This is a genomic window from Gracilibacillus ureilyticus (assembly GCF_900111195.1).
GTDB classification, from domain to species: Bacteria; Bacillota; Bacilli; order Bacillales; family Amphibacillaceae; genus Gracilibacillus; species Gracilibacillus ureilyticus.
On record NZ_FOGL01000010.1, the window covers coordinates 33,043 to 52,410 of the forward strand.

The window sequence follows — 19,368 nt, forward strand, 5'->3', positions numbered from 1 at the left end:
ACATATGCTAATTATACTAATCTGCTATTAGTAGTAGTGCTTTTTTAACATCCATACCCTTTTCCCAACCATGTTTCTGAGCTGTATTTGTTATTTTTTCCAGCTTAGCATGAAGTAAATCATCAATTGTTCTCACACCGATTGCACGTCCAGCAACAACAGGTCGATTGCTTAGTTTCTCATTCAGTAAATCTACATCTAATGCACCGCACATTACATAACCGACATCATTTGTTATGACGAGCAGTGTCGTATAAGGCAATTCAACCGTTATTGCCACAAATGTATGGCCATCTATTGTTAATGGTTTTACGTCCATCATCTGAACACACACCCCTTTCACTAAAGTGTATGTTCAGCCTAAAAAGATGTGCTAAATGCCCTTTATTTTTTTATTAATAAGTCTACAAGTAAATCGCGCATAAACTCAGGCAGGAAAAATTTTTTCATTTCTGATCGGGCTATTTCCGGAAACATTTTTCCGAAAGTAAACATGTCTGCTGTTGCTAAATAATATGTCTTTTCATAGTCTATCTCTTTCCCATTGCAGTAAACGGTTCTTACATGTTCAGCACCCTGGTTATCAACATGAACATCATAGTCTATACCACTAAATATAATTTTACCAATAATTTTTCCGCGAAAGCCGAATCCCTTTAACGCCAAATGTATAAGTTCATCTTTAAAAGCTCCTCTTACCACCTCTACAAGTTCAATGCCTCTAAGTTCAACTACACAAGGATTAATTGGATGCGGACAAATCCTGTGAATATCCCCATATGTGACAGTTCCAGCATGTAAACCATCCAGCAATATTCCTGCGTTTAACATTGCAGCATCTGCTTTCGTCCATTTCAGCAGATGGTCCGTAAGCTCTTCTATTAGTGGTGTGGATTTATACCAGTCTACATCAAGAACACTTTCCAAGTTTATAACTGGTTTTTCAAGCAGCTTTTGCGCATTTATTGAGATCAGACGTAATGTTTCTTCTGTCAGCTTGTCAGCTTGGTATGATTTCATATTTACAGCAATGGCTTGTTTTCTTTGGATTTTTTTCTGATCGTGGTCCCAGTCTAAGTGGACTTCCCCAACATAGTTACCATACTTTCCTGCTGCAGTAATTAATGTATTATTGATATATTCACCTTTTTCTAACAGATGATGGGTATGACCCCCTATAATTACATCAATTTGTGGAAATTGCCTGGCAATATACTGATCCTCCGACAATCCAAGATGGGATAATAAGATGAGAATATCTACCCCATCTTTTATCTCAGATAGTCTGTTTTCAAGGAAATTATATGGCGAATCTACATTCCATCCTAAAGGTTCATAGAATGGCTGAAATGGTGCCGTTAAACCAACAAGGCCGATTCTTATACCAGACTCTGTCTCTGTTGTTATGAACTCTTGCAGCCATAATGGATCTTTATCATTTACAGAAGACAAATTAGCACAAGTTACTTGAAATTTTGCCTTATCATATAAATGGTAAAGATCATTATATTCCAATGTAATTCCTTCGTTATTCCCTATCGTGGCAAAGTCATATCCGGCCTGATTTAATAATTCCACATTTGCTATTCCTCGGTATGCTTCTGAAATTGGGTGGAATCGATCCACATGATCACCTATATCCACTATCCAATAGGGGTTTTTATCCAAATGATGTTCCGCTTTTTTTTCATTTAAGTATTGGACAATATTACCCCAATTTTCAAAATGGCTATGTAAATCATTTGAATAATAAAAATGCAAATGTTCAATCATGATAAAGCCCCCTAAATAACACTTCCAATAACAAGTTGTATAATCACTCGAGTATTACGTGAATATACCCTGCCAAATCAATCGTAAACCTATTAATAACAGGACAATTCTTAATAAATATTCAACAGCCTTACTTGACATACGCTGGCTAATTTTCGCTCCAAGCACCCCACCAAACCATGCTCCAGGAATGAATGCCCATACGTAGGCCCATTCAATATGACCTAAAGCTATATGAGTAATAGAACTGACAGTGCTTAATGATAAAATCATAAACATGGATGTTGCTGTCGCAATATGCGGGGGAAAGTGAAATAACAAAATCATGGCAGGCACCATTAAAGAACCACCGCCAATACCAAAAAATCCTGAAAGCATCCCTACAACAAATGCAATTCCAATGGCTGTTAACGGGCTAAAAGCATAAAAGTACTTCTCATTATTAAGCGTGGTTTCCCGGTAAATTTTGTATTTACTTTTCTTTATGGGCTGAGAATTTTTATTAAGTTTCTCTTTTTGAAAAAGGAACGTTGTAAAGATAAGTAACATAAATATTCCTAAGAATATCGAAAAAGTGTCTGTTTCGACGAATTGATTCAGCCATGCACCAAGTATTCCGCCAGGCAGGCTCCCGGCAATAAAGAACATCCCGCTTTTATAATCAATTCTTTTTAACTTGGCATAGGATATTGTCGACGACATTGCCGTAAAGACCATGATAACTAAAGAAATACCGACAATTGTACTGGCAGTCGCCCAATTAAATAAATCAGTTGCAGCATGCAGTATCAGCAGCGATGGGACCAGTATTACTCCACCTCCAAGACCGACTATACTGCCAAGCATTGCTGAAAATAATCCAATCAGCAGACAAATAATAAAAACCAAAATATCACTTCCATTTTTATGTAATAAGATAAAAAGAAAAGAAGAGTTCCTTCGAAAAACTCTCCCTTTATTATATAGCTTATTAGTTTATTTATCCAATAACGTTAATTATTATGGATAAATATAAGTTTTAATTTTTTATTTGACTTTTTGTCTTTCCTGATCGAATGTAACATCTTATTTTTCTTATTCCACATTATCCTTCGCTATTTTTTTGCTTTAAATAGTCGTTATACTCGTAATTTTTCTAATTTGTTAGGTTCTTTATGTAAGTATAAAACCTGTTGATCTTGCGGGCAATAGCTTTAAACCACATCAGTTATTCATTATCCCGCAATTCCTCACGTTCCTTATCTGCTTTATCTCTGACATTGTCTCTATTTTGATCAGCTTTACTCCTGATCTCTTCTCTAAATGTATCGGCAGTAGACCTAACATATCCTCTCAATTCATCAGCAGTATCCTCGGCCATTTCCCTGACTTTTGCCCAATCCGTATCAATTGACTGATCAAGATTATAAGTTAAATTTTTGATTCTCGCTTCCTCATCGTATGTTAAGTTAATCATTTCTGTTTCCATATCATATAGTTCGTTTATACGATCTGCTTCTGATGCGTAATATTTGTTTACATTTTCAGCTTCCCAGCCATACCATTGATTGATTAATTTAGTTTTTTCACTATTAAAGTATTTGGTTAATTCCTGTTCAGTTCTAACAGTTGAATACTCTCCTTCCCCGGCTTTTGCAACTTCTTTTAATTGCTGCTGACCTTCATCGTCTACATCAAACCCTATAATATTTACGATTGCTTTTGTATTAGATTGATTTAGTTCTTTCGCTGCATTAACTGGATCACCATTACATGTTTCAACACCGTCACTAACGATATACACAATATTTTCTGTATCTTCCGGATCCTTTATTAATTTTTGGTATATAGATTCCATTCCACCCGCAAGTGGTGTCCAGCCTGCAGACGAAAAGGAGTCTAACACTGACTGAAATTCGTTTTCCTTATATGTACTAAGCGGGTATACTTCTTCAATACTTTTGCAAGAAAGTTCTTTATTGCTATCTGACCCGGTTCCCTTATGGCCATATACAGTTAGTGAAATGTTTACAACTTCAGGTAAACTACCTACAAAAGAATCTACTGCTTCTTTTGCTAAATCCATTTTTGTTTTCCCATCTATCATCTCACTCATACTTCCACTTGCATCAAAGAGAATCAATACATTAACTTTAGAGTTACTTTTTCCACTTTCACTGTCACCAGATAAATTACCAGGTTGGACACTGGCAGTTTCAAAAGATGTATCAACATTTTTAAAAAACTCATCATATTTCCTGTAATCTTCTCCAATTAATGAAAGAATCTGGTAATAGTAATCCTCAGCCATAAGATCATCTGGAAGCTGCTCAATTATTGACTGTACTTCATCCTCATTAAATTTATCCCCACTAAATTCCGCATCCTCCAGGTTTAATTGCATTCGCTCCTCCAAATTGGAATACTGCAAATGGTCGGTACTTGCTATTTCTGAAGAAAGTTCTTCCTCTTCCTCACCAGCACCAGATATTTCAGTCTGATTATTCGTCACCTCTTGGTCTATTTCCAGGGCTTCTTCATCATTTTTATCAGAACAGCCAACGATTAAGAAAATAATTGCCAACACACTAAAAATATAAGCATGCTTTTTAAACATATGTAATCATCCTTTATCTTCGTTAAATAATTTTTTAGATACATATAAACTCTACTAAAATATACCAGTCTAACACAATAATTAATAGGTCCTATTTTTTAAGGACTTCGCATCCTTCAGTCAACATTACCTATCATCTATGCACCTTTTTCAAACAAATAAAAAAACCCGCCACCATAATAATATGATAGCAGGTTTTTCCTGTTAACCTATAGATCCTTCCATTTCGAATTTGATTAAACGGTTCATTTCAACCGCGTATTCCATTGGAAGTTCTTTTGTGAATGGTTCGATAAAGCCCATTACGATCATTTCTGTTGCTTCCTCTTCTGAAAGACCGCGGCTCATTAAATAGAATAATTGTTCTTCTGATACTTTGGAAACTTTCGCTTCGTGTTCCAATGAAATGTTCTCATTAAGAATTTCATTGTACGGAATTGTATCAGATGTTGACTTATTATCCATAATTAATGTATCACACTCGATATTAGAACGAGCACCATCTGCTTTTCGGCCAAAATGTACCATACCTAGATAAGAAACTTTCCCGCCTTGTTTTGAGATAGATTTTGATACAATCGTTGAAGAAGTATTTGGTGCTAAATGGTGCATTTTGGCACCTGCATGCTGGTGTTGTCCTTTACCCGCTAATGCGATAGAAAGGGTATTACCACGAGCACCTTCTCCTTTTAGAATAATTGCCGGATATTTCATTGTTAATTTAGAACCAATATTACCATCGATCCATTCCATAGTAGCATTCGCATCACATGTCGCACGTTTTGTAACAAGGTTGTATACATTGTTTGCCCAGTTTTGAATCGTTGTATAACGGCAATATGCATCCTTTTTAACAAAGATTTCAACAACCGCACTGTGCAATGAATTTGTTGTATAAGTCGGCGCTGTACAACCTTCTACATAGTGTACAGATGCTCCTTCATCTACAATAATCAATGTACGTTCGAATTGCCCCATATTCTCTGAGTTAATTCGGAAGTATGCTTGTAACGGTGTATCTGTTTTCACGCCTTTTGGCACATAAATGAATGATCCACCTGACCATACTGCAGAATTAAGTGCAGCAAACTTGTTATCTGAAGATGGAATAACTTTACCGAAATACTCTTTAAATAAATCTTCATTCTCTTTTAGAGCAGTATCCGTATCTTTGAAAACAATGCCCAGTTTTTCCAGGTCCTCTTTTAAGTTGTGATAAACAACCTCTGACTCATACTGTGCTGATACACCTGCAAGATATTTCTGTTCTGCTTCCGGTATACCTAATTTATCAAATGTTTGTTTGATTTCATCTGGTACTTCATCCCAGGAACGTTCCGAACGCTCAGATGGTTTTACGTAATACGTAATTTCATCAAAATCAAGTTCCGCCAGGTCGCCGCCCCACTGTGGCATTGGTTTTTTGTAAAACTGTTCGAGTGCTTTTAAGCGGTACTCTAACATCCATTCTGGTTCTTCTTTCATGCGTGAAATTTCTTCCACTATATTACGAGTCAATCCCTTTTCAGTACGGAAAATGGAAATGTCTCTATCATGGAAACCATATTTATATTCGCCTATTTCAGGTGCTTTTTTAGCCATAATATTTACCTCCTGTTTTGGATTTCTTCTCTGCTACTCTTTCTCATCTGCCGCAACTGCTTTTTCCATCGCCTTCCAAGCTAACGTCGCACATTTAATCCGTGCTGGAAATTTGGAGACACCTTGCAGTGCTTCAATGTCACCAAGGTCGAAATCCACTTCTTCTACATCTTCACCTAACATCATGTTAGAAAAGATAGCAGACATTTTTAGTGCATCCTCAAGCTTCTTCCCTTTAATCGCTTGCGTCATCATAGATGCAGATGACATACTGATTGAACAACCTTCTCCTTCAAACTTAGCATCATTTACAATACCATCTTCAATTTGCAGATGTAACTCTATCCGGTCACCACAAGTAGGGTTGTTCATATCTATTGTAACAGAATCGTTGTCTAAAGTTCCACGGTTTCTTGGGTTTTTATAATGATCCATTATTACTTGTCTGTACAATGTATCCAGATTATTAAAAGACATCGCCGAAATACCCCTTCGCTCGTTCTATTCCCTCAACCAACCGGTCAACATCACTTTTTGAATTGTATAAATAGAAACTAGCACGGGCGGTTGCAGTGACATTCAACCATTTCATTAAGGGTTGCGCACAGTGATGTCCTGCCCTCACTGCAATTCCTTCTGCATCAAGTACTGTCGCTGTGTCATGCGGATGTACACCTTCTATATTAAATGTAACTAATCCACTGCGCTGTTCAGGCCCGTAAATAGTAAGACCTTCCAGCTCTTGAAGTTTGCTTTGTGCATATTGTACAACTTCCTTTTCATGTGCTTCAATTTGATCCATGCCGACTTCCTCAAGAAAGTCAATTGCAGCACCTAAACCAATAGCACCAGCAATAATAGGAGTTCCACCTTCAAATTTCCAAGGAAGCTCTTTCCATGTTGATTCATACAAACCAACAAAGTCAATCATTTCCCCGCCAAATTCAACAGGTTCCGTTTTTTCCAGCAAGTGTTTCTTTCCATACAACACTCCAATACCTGTAGGACCACACATTTTGTGTCCGGAAAAAGCGTAAAAGTCACAATCCAGTTCCTGAACATCCACCTTCATGTGCGGAATAGCCTGCGCTCCATCAACAACGAGTATTGCACCATTTTCATGAACGATACTGGCAACTTCCTTAATTGGATTGATTGTTCCGAGTACGTTGGAAACATGAGTCATTGCGACAATTTTCGTTTTATTAGTAATCGCAGACCGTACAGAATCAAGAGAAAATGTTCCGTCTTCCTCCATTGGAATATATTTCAAAGTGGCCCCGGTATGTTTTGCCGCTTGCTGCCATGGAATAATATTACTATGGTGTTCCATTTCTGTAAGAACAATTTCGTCACCTTCTTTAAGAAAATGACGGGCATACCCATACGCGACCGTATTAATAGCAGTCGTAGTACCTCTTGTGAAAATTACTTCCTCAGTGGAAGAGGCGTTGATAAAATGTTTCACTTTATCTCTTGCCCCTTCATACTGATCCGTTGCACGAGTACCTAAAGTATGAACACCTCTGTGTACATTCGAATTGTTTTCCCGGTAATAGTTACTAAGTGCTTCGATCACAGGGAGCGGCTTCTGTGAAGTTGCCGCAGAGTCCAAATAAACTAACGGGAAGCCATTAACTTCTTGGTCCAATATTGGAAATTGTTCACGAATAGCACGAATATCCATTAGTAAACTTTCCTTTCAATAACCTCAGTCAACTGGTCACGTACAGCCTTAATCGGAATCTCTCTAACAACTGGTGCAAGGAAACCATGGATGATTAATCTTTCAGCTTCCTGTCTGGAAATACCTCTGCTCATTAAGTAATACAATTGAATCGGATCCACACGTCCAACAGATGCTGCGTGCCCTGCTGTCACATCATCTTCATCAATTAATAAAATTGGATTGGCATCACCACGTGCATCCTTACTTAACATAAGAACACGGGATTCCTGTTCAGCATTTGACTTAGAGGCACCATGTTCGATTTTCCCAATCCCGTTAAAGATCGCTGAAGCAGCCTCTTTCATTACACCATGCTGTAAAATTAATCCTTCTGATTGTTTTCCATAATTCACAATCTTTGCTGTGAAGTTTTGCGTTTGATTACCACGGCCAACAGAAACCGTCTTTGCATAAGAATAGGAATTGTCACCAATTAAATGAGTAACATTTTCTGATACAGTGTTACCATCATTCATTTGTCCTAAATTCCACTCAATTTTCGCATCACGGTAAGCTACACCACGGCGGTTCACATAAACAGTTGTTCCTTTAGAAAAATTGTCTACTGAACCGAAATTGATATTCGCATTATCATGTGCAATAACCTCTGTTACGATATTTGCAACAGCATTTTGTTCCTGATTATTTGAGATATAGTTTTCAACATATGTTAAAGAACTGTTTGCTTCCGCAACAACAATGACATGGTTGAATGTTGCTGCTTCTGGGTCTTCCTGCCAGAAAATTGCCTGAAGCGGCTCTTCTACTTGTACATTTTTCGGTACATAAACAAATAATCCGCCATTCATTAATGCAGTGTGTAATGCAGTTAATTTGTGTTCGTCAATTTGTACTGCATCTTTCATAAAGTAGCGCTGCACTAATTCACTATGCTCTTTAAGGGCTGTTTCAATATCGCTTAGAATAACCCCCTGATCTTCCAGGTTAGATGAAAGCGATCTGTATGCAACACTTTGATTACGCTGAATGATAAGATTTTCATTTAAGTTTTCCATATCAAGAAATACTTGTATATCACTTGGCAAGTCTTTTAAGGATCCAAGAGTTTCTGCACTAACATCATGTTTAAAATCATTAAAGTTCCATCGTTTAATACTTGTTTTATCCGGTTTTGGCATTTCCAGCCCTTCTGCCAGTTCCAATGCCTGAATACGCAATTCCTGCATCCATTCTGGTTCATTTCTGTTTGAAGAAAATGACCGGATATAATCCTGATCATACGGTAATTTAGTTTCCACAGTCATACGATACCTCCTAACCTTTACGCATTTTGTCCTACAGTTTCGTCTTCAATTCCTAATTCCTGTTTAATCCATTCATAACCTTCTGCTTCCAGACGTTCTGCTAATTCCGGACCGCCTGATTTCACTACACGTCCTTGCATCATAATGTGAACATGATCTGGTGTAATATAGTCTAATAAACGTTGATAGTGGGTAATGATCAGACAGCCAAATTCTTCACTGCGCATTTTATTAATCCCTTTAGAAACGACTTTTAATGCATCAATATCAAGCCCTGAATCAATTTCATCAAGAATTGCGATAGCCGGCTGAATCATCATTAATTGTAAAATTTCGTTACGCTTTTTCTCACCGCCTGAGAAACCTTCATTTAAGTACCGCTGTGCCATGTTTTTATCCATTTCCAGATAATCCATCGCCGCGTCCATTTCTTTAATGAATTTCATTAGAGGAATTTCGTCACCTTCCTCACGGTGTGCATTAATAGATGAGCGCAAGAAATCTGAAGTTGTTACACCACTGATCTCACTTGGATATTGCATTGCCAGAAATAAACCTGCCTGTGCACGTTCATCAACTTCCATTTCAAGTACATCTTCCCCATCCAGCAGAATCTGTCCTTTTGTTACTTCATATTTAGGGTGGCCCATGATTGCTGATGCTAAAGTTGATTTACCTGTACCGTTCGGCCCCATCACTGCGTGGAATTCTCCACCTTTAATCGTTAAATTAACACCTTTTAATATTTCCTGACCTTCAATTTCAACATGAAGATCTTTAATTTCTAGAGTTGAACTTGCCATAAATACATACCTCCAAAACATTTTAATTTATCTTGATATCAAGCGGAATTAAATTCATTCTCACTTTATTCTCATTATAATCTTATACTATTTCGAATCTATAATCAACCATTATTCGACTTATGTCCACGAAACATATTATACCACAACCCAAGCTATATTATCGATTAAGACCCCTTGCTAATAATCCATTTTCCACACTTTCTTAAAGAATAAAAAGAAATTCACATAAAAAGCAACAGCTTCACTTATCGTGTAACTGTTGCTTTTTGTCCTTTTTATCACTTATCTATGCACTAATCTTTCAACATCCTGAATAACTCTTTGACTTTTCACGTAGCTTTCTTCTCTTTCCTTTTCAACACTCAATCTTTTCTTCAAGTTCCGGCTGTATTCTGCATAACCGACTCCGTGGTTCTGGTGCATCGCCTTTTCCATCTCCGTTGTGTAATTAAGATCAAGCTTATGGTCATTAATAGTAAATCAATCCTTTCATTGTTTGACAAAATAATTGTAACACCATCACACAGAAGACCCAAATCCGCTGTGGCACTGTTTAAATAAATTATTAATAATATGAAAGAAAAGAAATAACTCAACTGTTTTATAGTTAAAATTACGGCAGGATACTTCTTTTTATTTGAGGATGTTCCATTTTTGCTCCCAATCTTCGATCAGACCATAAAGTTTTGTTACAGATTCCATTGCATATAACTTATCACGTACATTATCACCATCCCATATTACCACAGCCGGAACACTTTCTATTTTGTTTTCTATCATAAAGTCAGGATAAAATGATGCATTCATACGGTAAATAACTCTTGATGGGTCTGCTTCTTCTATCACACGCAGCATTTTCTCCGCTAATTGGCATGTTGCACAAAATGGAGTGTGGATGAAAATGATGGCTTTGTCATTTTTTATTGTATCCCATGTTTCCTTGCTTACTTCTTTCATCATCATCACCTTTATAAAAAGTCAGGATTTATCATTATATGAGAAGAGACTAAAGCAACAGCCAATTCCGATTCAGGTGTTGCAGCTACTTCCCTAAAAGCTTTATCAATATAAATATGAGTTGCATGAGGAAGTTCTTTGGACAATTGCTTCCTCAGTTTTTTTCCGGCGTTATCTTCATCTACTAAGATATAAACATCACGGTGATCCATCTGGTATGTTTCAATCAAATATTCCAGCCGCTCTACACCCAATGTCCCATTCGTACAAACAATTTCCACCTGGTCGTTCACAAGCTTTTTTACCTTTTCTTTATCTGACCGGCCCTCTACAATAATCAGTTTCGACTCTAAATTAAGCATTTGGCTCACCTACTTCATCAGACTGCATGCTAACACATAGAATTGCTTATTTTATTGTATGGAACAAATTAGTGATGTTATGACTGTTTAGCAACACTATATAAATTTAGCATTCGCATAAATTGCGAATGCTACATACCTTATTCTTCGTTAATCATTTTTTCATAATCTTCTGCAGACATTAAATCTTCCAATTCTGCTTCGTCACTAGGTTCAACAACGATCATCCATGCATTTTCATATGGTGATTCATTGACAAGTTCCGGGCTGTCTTCTAACTCTTCATTCACTTCGACTACTTTACCACTTACAGGAGCATAAAGTTCTGAAACAGTTTTAACTGACTCTGCGCTTCCAAATGGTTCGTCTGCCTCAACAGTATCCCCCACTTCTGGCAGTTCAATAAAAACAATATCTCCTAGTTCAGATTGGGCATGGTCAGTAATTCCGATCCGTACCTTATTATCTTCCTTTTTCACCCATTCATGTTCTTCAGAATATAATAGATCTTTTGGTAAATTCACAATTCATACCTCCAATATTTGCTTTCCATTTTAATATAAAGGTTACTTCCAAGTCTGGTCAAATATTTCTTCCTTAAATCCCACCGTTACCTTGTTATCACCAACAGTTAGTGGACGTTTTATCAGCATACCGTCAGAAGCCAGATATTCAAGTTTTTCGTCATTTGGCATGTCACTGAGTTTATCTTTGAGTCCTAATTCCCGGTATTTTTTCCCACTTGTATTAAAAAACTTCTTAAGTGGCAGGTCACTCTTTTGAACGATTCTTTCCAACTGCTCTTTTGTTGGCGGATTTTCTACAATATGTATAGCTTCATAGGAGATCTCATTTTCATCCAGCCATTTTTTCGCATTTCTGCACGTACCACATTTCGGATACCAGTAAAATTGTAATGCCATTACTATTTCCTCCATCATAATTGTTGCCATTATTTTACCGAATCAAAGCTTCAATTAGCAAGTGATATGAAATCAGCTCCTGTATAGATTTAATGGAATAGTACAAAATACAGACGAACTTTACAGGAAGGGAGGATATAAATATGCAGCAAGAACAGCATACAGGTTCACAAACAATGCCCCAACCACCAGCGATGATAAGTACAAAAGACCATCTATATTTGACTGATATGCTTTCATGGAATTTAAACGCAGCTAAAAAAGCCCACTTTTTTGCTCAGTTTTGCACAATTCCAGAAGTTAACCAGGCCATTGAAAAAGTATGTCAAATGCACGAAAAACACTATCAACTGATTCTGGAACAATTAAATAGTCAGAATAAACAAACGATGTAAGGTGGTGGAATAATGGAGTCAAATAATAAAATTCAGAATCCAGAAACAACTGTTCAAAAAACTCAGGCAATGAATGACAGAGATTTTCTGACCGATATTTTAGCAACAGAGAAATATTTGACACAGGCATATAGCACTGCATTGAATGAAGCAAGTAATCAACATCTTTATCAATATATACTTAATATTTTTGAAGAAACACAAAATTGCCATCGAGAGCTTTATAACCTTATGTTTCAAAACGGCTGGTACAGTTTGGAGCAAGCAGATATGCAAAAATGTCAGCAAAGTTATCAGCAATTCCAGCAAGATAAACAGCAACTTCCCCTCCATTAAAACTTGGCATATTTGCCAGGTTTTCTTTTTTTCGGTGAGCCTGACTCATTTTATTTACAAAACGTAATCATTACGATACAATAGGTTAAACTTCCTAATTAAAAAAGGAGAATAAATTATGGTCAAAACCATTGTAAATATGGAAAATGTGAGTTTTCACTACGGAAATCGACAAGCACTTTCAAAGATTAACTTCCAGATAAATGAAGGAGACTTCATCGGATTAGTCGGACCAAATGGCGGCGGAAAAACCACATTAATAAAATTAATATTAGGGTTGGAAAAGCCTTCAGCAGGAAATTTAACATTATTCGGAGTTCCAGCTCAAAAATACAAACAGAAGAGCAATATTGGATATGTTTCTCAAAAAGCAAATACGTTTAACCGCGGTTTTCCAGCAACAGTAACTGAAGTTGTAGCAATGGGTTTAACAGCGAAACTGGGATATTTTAAACGAGTTTCCAAACAAGTTAAAGTAAAGGTTGAAGAAGCAATTGAACAAGTTGGAATGTCTGCATATAAGAATGAAAACATCGGAAACCTGTCCGGCGGGCAGCAACAGAGGATTTTTATTGCCCGGGCACTCGTCAGTAAACCGAAATTATTGATACTAGATGAACCGACTGTTGGGGTCGACGCAGAAAATGTGGAAAAGTTTTTTGATTTGTTACATGATCTGAATAAGCAGAATATTACCCTGTTACTTGTGACACATGATATTGGTACAATGACTCACCATGCCTCACAAGTAGTGTGTTTAAATAAAACATTGCACTTTCATGGGAATCCGAGTACATTTGAATCCTTATCGAAAGAACAACTTTCGGATTTTTACGGACATCCGTTAAACCTTGTTACACATCACCATTAAAGCGGAGGAAGCATCATGTTAGCTAATTTTTTTGAATACGAGTTTTTAAGAAATACTTTTTTTACAGGAATAATCATCGGGATCATCGCGCCGCTGCTCGGAACATTTGTTGTAGTAAGGCGCTTATCACTGATTGCCGATGCCCTATCCCATGTTACACTTGCAGGAATAGCATTCGGATTACTGTTGGAAAAAAAAACAGGTACACCGTTAATAACCCCCTTCTACTCAGGGTTGGGGTTCTCCGTTATTGGTTCCATATTTATTGAGCGGTTAAGAAGTGTGTATTCTGCTTTCCAGGAATTAGCGATTCCTATTATAATGTCTGCAGGGGTAGGGTTAAGTGTGATTTTTATCTCTATTGCAAATGGATTTAATACAGATTTATATAATTATTTATTCGGTTCAGTTTCTGCTGTTAGCAGACAGGATTTATACAGCATTTTCATTATTGCCATCATAGTATGTGCGGTAATCTATCTCTTTTACAAGGAATTGTTTTTACTCTCATTTGATGAAGAACATGCGAACGTTACAGGGATTCATGCGAAAATGATTCATTTTATATTTATTTTACTGACAGCACTGGTTATTGCAGCATCAATCCGTATTGTTGGTGTATTGCTAGTTTCTTCACTAATGACATTACCTGTTGCCGCAAGTATCCGAATTGCAAAAGGATTTAAACAAACCGTTATTTATGCGATAATATATGGAGAGGCATCTGTTATTTTAGGATTAATTAGTGGTTACTATCTTGAAATTCCCCCTGGAGGAACGATTGTCATGTTACTAATTATCTTATTAATCGCAACAATTCTCAGTAAAAAGGTTATCAGTTATTTAACCGGAAGAAAACATCGAGTTCGTGATGAGGTGATATAATGAATACCCAGGAAGCCCTGGATTTATTAAAACAAAAAGGATATAAATATACAGAGAAAAGAGAGCATATGATCCATTTCTTTGTCCATGAAAACAGATACCGTACTGCAAAGGATCTTTTGGAGAATATGGAAGCTGATTATGATGGGATTAGTTTTGATACAATTTACCGTAACCTTCACCTATTTGATCAGTTAGGGATACTGGAATCAACAGAATTAAACGGTGAGAAACACTTTCGATTAAAGTGTGACCACCATCATCATCACCATTTTATTTGTAAAAATTGCGGGGTAACCAAAGAAATCCATCATTGTCCTATGGAACAGATTAATGAAGAGCTGAAGCAATTTATGATTGAAGACCATAAATTTGAAGTTTACGGTTTCTGCCCTTCATGCAGATAACCCATCCATACACTTACTTTACTAAACAGCAAAGTGAGTGTATTTATTTTGTTTTAAGCCCGGTTAATTTCTTTTTACATTTATTTTACATAAACCGGTTGTTCTTAACATGTTTTCGACATATCCTTTGAGTGAACGGACTTACTAGAAGGGATGTGACGAAATGAAGATCGCAATTTTTACGGATACATTTCTCCCGGATGTAAATGGTGTTGCTAAAACTTTAGGAAAACTTACGAAGTATCTTGATCATACGAATCACTCATATATCGTTATTTCACCTAAACAGACAGGAAGTGAGCCAGAAACAGAGCAAATATATCCCCAATCAAGCTTCCCTTTTCCTCTTTATAAAGAGTGCAGAATATCTGTCCCAAAAAAAGCAGAAATTCGCGACTTATTATTATCATTCGCACCAGATATCATCCATGTTGCTACACCTTTTTCGATTGGATTATGCGGTTTGCAATTAGCAAAAAAATTAAATATACCACTCGTTGGATCCTATCATACAGATTTTGATCATTATTTGCACTATTATCATCTCTCTTTATTATCAAAACCACTATGGCGCTATATGGAATGGTTCCATCAGCATATGGCACGAATTTTTGTTCCATCTGCACACACGTATAATCAGTTAATGCAACGCAATTTCCGAAATATTCAAATCTGGAAACGTGGTGTAGACACATCGGTTTTTCACCCACATTATGATCAAAACAGCATTCGTATTAAATACAATATTCAACAGAAATATATACTCAGCTATGCCGGGCGACTAGCACCAGAGAAGAATATTGAAGTAATGGCATATTTATTCAAAAATATACCCGAACACTTACAGAATCAAATTCATTGGATAATTGTCGGTGACGGACCTTCCAGACAGTACTTAGAGGAGAATAAATCTGAAAACGTCAGTTTCACTGGATTTCTACCTCAAAGTGAAATTGCCCCAATTGTATCTGCAAGTGATTTATTCGTTTTTCCTTCTGAAAGCGAAACATTTGGCAATGTAGTGCTCGAAGCTCTAGCATGTGGGACACCAGTCGTCGGAGCAAATGCGGGAGGGGTAAAAACTATTATACAGGAAGGCTTTACAGGTTTACTTTGTTCCCCCCAAAAACAACATGAATATTCGAAAGCAATTGCATCCATCTTAGAAAACGAGGAATGGCGCCAACAGTTAGGCGAAAATGCGATCCGGTATGCCCAGAAACAAAGATGGGAAGACCGCTTCGAGGAATTGCTTTCAGGTTATCAGGCAGTCATTCTTAATGAAAAGGAAACAACAAAGCACGCTTAATTGTAAAGGCATGCTCTGGCTAATATCATCCCGACTTCTTTGTTTTCAGTCCAGATTTTATTATAATGTTTCAATGGTACAGGTACCGGCCCCACATATGGTGCAATTTCTATTGTGAAAGCAGGCCGTTTCTGTACCATGATAAACCAGTCAGTAAAACCGCCACCGCTAGGATCAGGGCCCGGGTCGACTAACCGGTAACCTGTTATTGTAGAAAGCTGATCTGCAAACCCTTTTGCATAAACATATTCTTTACCTGATAGTTTGTATTGCCAGAATATCTCTTCCCCCGATGAATGATAACAGGCAACAAATGAAAATTTATGCTTTAACGCGAAATCATATAATGACTTTGCCTCAGGTTCACTTAACGGTTTCGGTCCTTTAAACATAGCAGGGGCGGGTTTTTGGATTTGATCATCGATATTTTCCCAATCTATCGGGTATTGACGGTTTAGATCAACACCGCGGATATTTGCTTTCCATCCATCAAACACTTCTGACCCATTGTTCATCTGAATTAGTAAGTCTGATTCTTCAAATTGTTCTACTCCGTCCTGTACCAATGTTACTCCATCAGGATTTACCATTGGTACAAACCAGATGGAAACATCTTGGAGCAATATTTTTACATTTTTTTCATTTTCGTATCTCTCGCAATAATCTTCTACCATGTTCATTAATAGTGCGGTGGTTAACCACTCTCTTGCATGATGAGCACCATTTAACATTATTTTTCTCTTACCAGACCCCAGTTTTAATGCAATTAACTCTCTGCCCTGAACAGAGTAACCAATAACTGCTTTCTTTAAGCATTCATATCTTCTTGTTAATAATTCGGAATCTTTCACTAATTGTTTGTAACGATATACTTGTTTTGGATTCACAATATCACCCATGTGTAACCTCCCTGCAAGTAATCTTCTCTTATCAGTTTATGCAGTTTTCAGATGAAAGTGCCTAGATTATTTTCCGAATGCCTGCTTAGCAAGGATTTGAACAACCATATCGTCCATTGGGGGATTGTGTAAACCTGCTCTAACATCCCGGTAGTATTGTTCAAAAGGCAAATTTTTAGCAAGTCCTCTCCCGCCAACAATACGCATGACTAAATCAACTATTTCATTAGCATAATTTGTTGCAGCCACTTTTACTGCTCCAAGCTCACCAGATAACTCTGAGCGATTTTCCGGATATTTATCCCACTTTTCCGCAACTCCGTACATAAAGTGCCTTGCCTGCATTAATTTTAAATCAATCTCTCCTACCTTTTGACGAATGTGCTCCACCTCAGAAATAGGTGTATTCAAACTGTTCGGCTGAAAATTTTTCGCAAATTCGATTACATCATTTCTAGCAGCCATTGCAATCCCTAAATAACATGCAGGAATATGCAGCAGCCAGCCTTTTGGTCCTGGTCTCTTCGGTTTGTCATTAATTTCAACAAGGTAATCCATTGGGACTTTTGCATTTTCAAGAATCAGATCATCACTTCCAGTACCTCTCATTCCCAGTGTGTCCCATGTCTTGTTAACTTTTACTCCATCTGTATCGTTGGGTATTAAGAAAGAGCCAACAGCCTGTTTTTCTTCTACAAATGCTGTCACAATATAATAATCCAGCACTTCTGCCATTGTTGTAAATGTCTTTCTTCCATTGAGAACGTATTTGTCTCCAGAAAGTACAGCTCTCGTTTCCGGAATACCTCCACGTGTCGGGCTTCCAGTAGCCGGTTCCGTTGCAGCACGATTAACTAATTTCTGCTTTTCCCCGACTTCCTTTGCAATGAAATCATACATTTGATTACTCCATAATTCGTCTTCACTTAATTCCTTTATTACTCCAAGATGCCACCCAACAGAAAGGGCTGTCGCTCCATCCCCCTCCGCCAGTTTTTCCTGAACCAGAAGAAATTCATATAAGCTTAATTGCTCACCACCATATTGTTCAGGCAATGTTATTGACAAATAATTTCCGCTACGTAAATCATTCAGGTTTTCAATTGGGAATGATGCCTCTTTATCTGCCTGTTTTCTTCTTTGTTTTAATTTATCAGCTAAGCTGCTGGCACGATCCACTAAATTTCTTTGTCTTTCATTTTGTATAAAATGTTTTTGAAAAACCATTTATATTAACCTCCTTCCAATAACTAATTAAAATGATAGCGAAGCACTGAACAATTTACCAATAATCTACTCATGGATATGCTTAAATTTATTTTTTTAAGTGGGAATGATTGAGATTAGCCTGTGAGAAATATGACGCAATTAAAAAGAGCGCCCTCTCACTATGTAGAGTCGCTCTTTGTTTTTATAATAGCTTATCTAAAGTTTCTTTTACACGTTCTTCTGTAAATGGCTTAACAATAAAGTCTTTCGCTCCAGCTTTAATTGCATCTAATACCATTTGCTGCTGCCCCATTGCAGAACACATAATAATTGTAGCATTTCCATCTTTACTTTTAATCTCTTTCGTTGCTTCCACTCCATTCATTTCGGGCATTGTAATATCCATTGAAACGATATCTGGTTTTAACTGTTCATATAACTCTGTTGCCTGAACGCCGTTTTCTGCTTCTCCAACTACTTCATGACCTAGTTTTGTAAAAATATTTTTCAACTGCATTCGCATAAAAGCAGCATCATCTACAATTAATACTTGTGCCATTCTCCTGAACCTCCATTAATCTTGTGTAACTTGTTGTACTTCACTTAATTCCTCTGTGCTAAGCACATAATCTAAATCTAACAGCAAAAGCATTCCCCGATCTTCTAACTTGGCCACACCCTTTAAGTAACGGTGATCCACATCCTTAACCAACCCTGGTGTATCTTCAATAATTTCCGGGGAAATGTCAATAACATCTGTCGCTTCATCAACAATTAAACCAACTTGAACATCTTTCACTTTCGCAATTAATATTCTTGTCTGTTCTGTTTCTTCTATTTGATTTAAACCTAGTCTTGTACGCAGATCAATAATCGGCGTGACAATTCCTCGTAAGTTAATAATTCCTTTAATGAAGTCGGACGTTTGCGGCAATGCTACGATTTCCTGTAATTTCTCAATTGACAATATTTGAGCAATATTTGTCCCATATTCCTGATTATTCAGTTTAAAAATTATTGTTTTTGTTAATGTTTCCTGCATTC

Annotated in this window: 24 protein-coding genes; 6 read left to right on the plus strand and 18 right to left on the minus strand. The window is 37.0% G+C overall.

Annotation, left to right across the window (positions count from 1 at the left end; genetic code table 11):
- Nucleotides 1-16 precede the first annotated feature (16 nt).
- The 14 genes from BMW36_RS10730 to BMW36_RS10790 all read right to left on the minus strand — a co-directional run bounded on the left by BMW36_RS10730 (nt 17) and on the right by BMW36_RS10790 (nt 12,013).
- Nucleotides 17-322, minus strand: coding sequence for a YunC family protein (locus BMW36_RS10730; protein ID WP_089740933.1), 306 nt, complete (start codon nt 320-322; stop codon nt 17-19).
- A 62-nt stretch (nt 323-384) separates the two neighbouring features.
- Nucleotides 385-1,773 (minus strand): bifunctional metallophosphatase/5'-nucleotidase, encoded by a 1,389-nt coding sequence (locus tag BMW36_RS10735; RefSeq protein ID WP_089740935.1) that lies wholly within the window; start codon nt 1,771-1,773, stop codon nt 385-387.
- 54 nt (nt 1,774-1,827) lie between these two features.
- A complete protein-coding gene (locus BMW36_RS10740) occupies nt 1,828-2,661 on the minus strand; it encodes a sulfite exporter TauE/SafE family protein (RefSeq protein WP_089740937.1) in 834 nt (277 codons plus the stop codon).
- A 319-nt stretch (nt 2,662-2,980) separates the two neighbouring features.
- Nucleotides 2,981-4,369 carry a VWA domain-containing protein gene (locus BMW36_RS10745; RefSeq protein WP_089740939.1) on the minus strand — a complete coding sequence of 463 codons (1,389 nt, stop codon included), beginning with the start codon at nt 4,367-4,369 and terminating at the stop codon, nt 2,981-2,983.
- 204 nt (nt 4,370-4,573) lie between these two features.
- Nucleotides 4,574-5,971, minus strand: a complete 1,398-nt coding sequence (gene sufB / locus BMW36_RS10750) for a Fe-S cluster assembly protein SufB (RefSeq protein WP_089740941.1) — start codon at nt 5,969-5,971, stop codon at nt 4,574-4,576.
- A 33-nt stretch (nt 5,972-6,004) separates the two neighbouring features.
- The gene (gene sufU, locus BMW36_RS10755; protein WP_089740943.1) at nt 6,005-6,448 is read right to left on the minus strand and encodes a Fe-S cluster assembly sulfur transfer protein SufU; all 444 of its coding nucleotides are present in this window, start codon (nt 6,446-6,448) and stop codon (nt 6,005-6,007) included.
- A complete protein-coding gene (locus tag BMW36_RS10760; RefSeq protein WP_089740945.1) occupies nt 6,438-7,658 on the minus strand; it encodes a cysteine desulfurase in 1,221 nt (406 codons plus the stop codon). The genes sufU and BMW36_RS10760 overlap by 11 nt, the downstream gene beginning before the upstream one ends.
- Entirely contained in the window at nt 7,658-8,965 is a 1,308-nt protein-coding gene (sufD, locus tag BMW36_RS10765) for a Fe-S cluster assembly protein SufD (protein WP_089740947.1), read from the minus strand. The genes BMW36_RS10760 and sufD overlap by 1 nt, the downstream gene beginning before the upstream one ends.
- 17 nt (nt 8,966-8,982) lie before the next feature.
- Nucleotides 8,983-9,768, minus strand: a complete 786-nt coding sequence (sufC, locus tag BMW36_RS10770; protein WP_089740949.1) for a Fe-S cluster assembly ATPase SufC — start codon at nt 9,766-9,768, stop codon at nt 8,983-8,985.
- Nucleotides 9,769-10,053: 285 nt separating this feature from the next.
- Nucleotides 10,054-10,206, minus strand: a complete 153-nt coding sequence (locus BMW36_RS20885) for a YuzK family famiily protein (protein ID WP_483866643.1) — start codon at nt 10,204-10,206, stop codon at nt 10,054-10,056.
- Nucleotides 10,207-10,404: 198 nt separating this feature from the next.
- Nucleotides 10,405-10,728, minus strand: a complete 324-nt coding sequence (locus tag BMW36_RS10775; protein ID WP_089740951.1) for a thioredoxin family protein — start codon at nt 10,726-10,728, stop codon at nt 10,405-10,407.
- A gap of 11 nt (nt 10,729-10,739) precedes the next feature.
- A complete protein-coding gene (locus tag BMW36_RS10780; protein ID WP_089740953.1) occupies nt 10,740-11,090 on the minus strand; it encodes a ribonuclease M5 in 351 nt (116 codons plus the stop codon).
- Between the two features lie 140 nt (nt 11,091-11,230).
- Nucleotides 11,231-11,614 (minus strand): glycine cleavage system protein GcvH, encoded by a 384-nt coding sequence (gene gcvH, locus BMW36_RS10785; protein WP_175480426.1) that lies wholly within the window; start codon nt 11,612-11,614, stop codon nt 11,231-11,233.
- Between the two features lie 42 nt (nt 11,615-11,656).
- Nucleotides 11,657-12,013, minus strand: a complete 357-nt coding sequence (locus BMW36_RS10790; RefSeq protein WP_089740956.1) for an arsenate reductase family protein — start codon at nt 12,011-12,013, stop codon at nt 11,657-11,659.
- Nucleotides 12,014-12,156: 143 nt separating this feature from the next.
- Between BMW36_RS10790 and BMW36_RS10795 the strand changes: the two genes are divergently transcribed.
- The 6 genes from BMW36_RS10795 (at nt 12,157) to BMW36_RS10820 (ending at nt 16,216) form a co-directional block, all read left to right on the plus strand.
- Nucleotides 12,157-12,408, plus strand: coding sequence for a hypothetical protein (locus BMW36_RS10795; protein WP_089740958.1), 252 nt, complete (start codon nt 12,157-12,159; stop codon nt 12,406-12,408).
- 12 nt (nt 12,409-12,420) lie between these two features.
- On the plus strand, nt 12,421-12,744 hold the full coding sequence (locus BMW36_RS10800) for a spore coat protein (RefSeq protein ID WP_089740960.1): 324 nt from the start codon (nt 12,421-12,423) through the stop codon (nt 12,742-12,744).
- Between the two features lie 118 nt (nt 12,745-12,862).
- Complete coding sequence (locus BMW36_RS10805) at nt 12,863-13,615, plus strand: metal ABC transporter ATP-binding protein (RefSeq protein WP_089740962.1); 753 nt, start codon at nt 12,863-12,865, stop codon at nt 13,613-13,615.
- A 15-nt stretch (nt 13,616-13,630) separates the two neighbouring features.
- A complete protein-coding gene (locus tag BMW36_RS10810) occupies nt 13,631-14,500 on the plus strand; it encodes a metal ABC transporter permease (RefSeq protein ID WP_089740963.1) in 870 nt (289 codons plus the stop codon).
- Nucleotides 14,500-14,907 (plus strand): Fur family transcriptional regulator, encoded by a 408-nt coding sequence (locus BMW36_RS10815; protein WP_089740965.1) that lies wholly within the window; start codon nt 14,500-14,502, stop codon nt 14,905-14,907. The genes BMW36_RS10810 and BMW36_RS10815 overlap by 1 nt, the downstream gene beginning before the upstream one ends.
- Before the next feature lie 163 nt (nt 14,908-15,070).
- A complete protein-coding gene (locus BMW36_RS10820) occupies nt 15,071-16,216 on the plus strand; it encodes a glycosyltransferase family 4 protein (RefSeq protein ID WP_089740967.1) in 1,146 nt (381 codons plus the stop codon).
- On the opposite strand, the gene BMW36_RS10825 is transcribed toward BMW36_RS10820, so the two are convergent.
- From BMW36_RS10825 to BMW36_RS10840, 4 genes are all read right to left on the minus strand, one after another.
- A complete protein-coding gene (locus tag BMW36_RS10825; RefSeq protein ID WP_089740969.1) occupies nt 16,213-17,115 on the minus strand; it encodes a M14 family metallopeptidase in 903 nt (300 codons plus the stop codon). The genes BMW36_RS10820 and BMW36_RS10825 overlap by 4 nt on opposite strands.
- A 66-nt stretch (nt 17,116-17,181) precedes the next feature.
- Nucleotides 17,182-18,342 carry an acyl-CoA dehydrogenase family protein gene (locus tag BMW36_RS10830; protein WP_089740971.1) on the minus strand — a complete coding sequence of 387 codons (1,161 nt, stop codon included), beginning with the start codon at nt 18,340-18,342 and terminating at the stop codon, nt 17,182-17,184.
- 184 nt (nt 18,343-18,526) lie between these two features.
- A complete protein-coding gene (locus BMW36_RS10835; RefSeq protein ID WP_089740972.1) occupies nt 18,527-18,883 on the minus strand; it encodes a response regulator in 357 nt (118 codons plus the stop codon).
- Nucleotides 18,884-18,898: 15 nt separating this feature from the next.
- Nucleotides 18,899-19,366: a chemotaxis protein CheW gene (locus BMW36_RS10840; RefSeq protein WP_089740974.1), complete on the minus strand. Its 468-nt coding sequence runs from the start codon at nt 19,364-19,366 to the stop codon at nt 18,899-18,901.
- Nucleotides 19,367-19,368 lie beyond the last annotated feature (2 nt).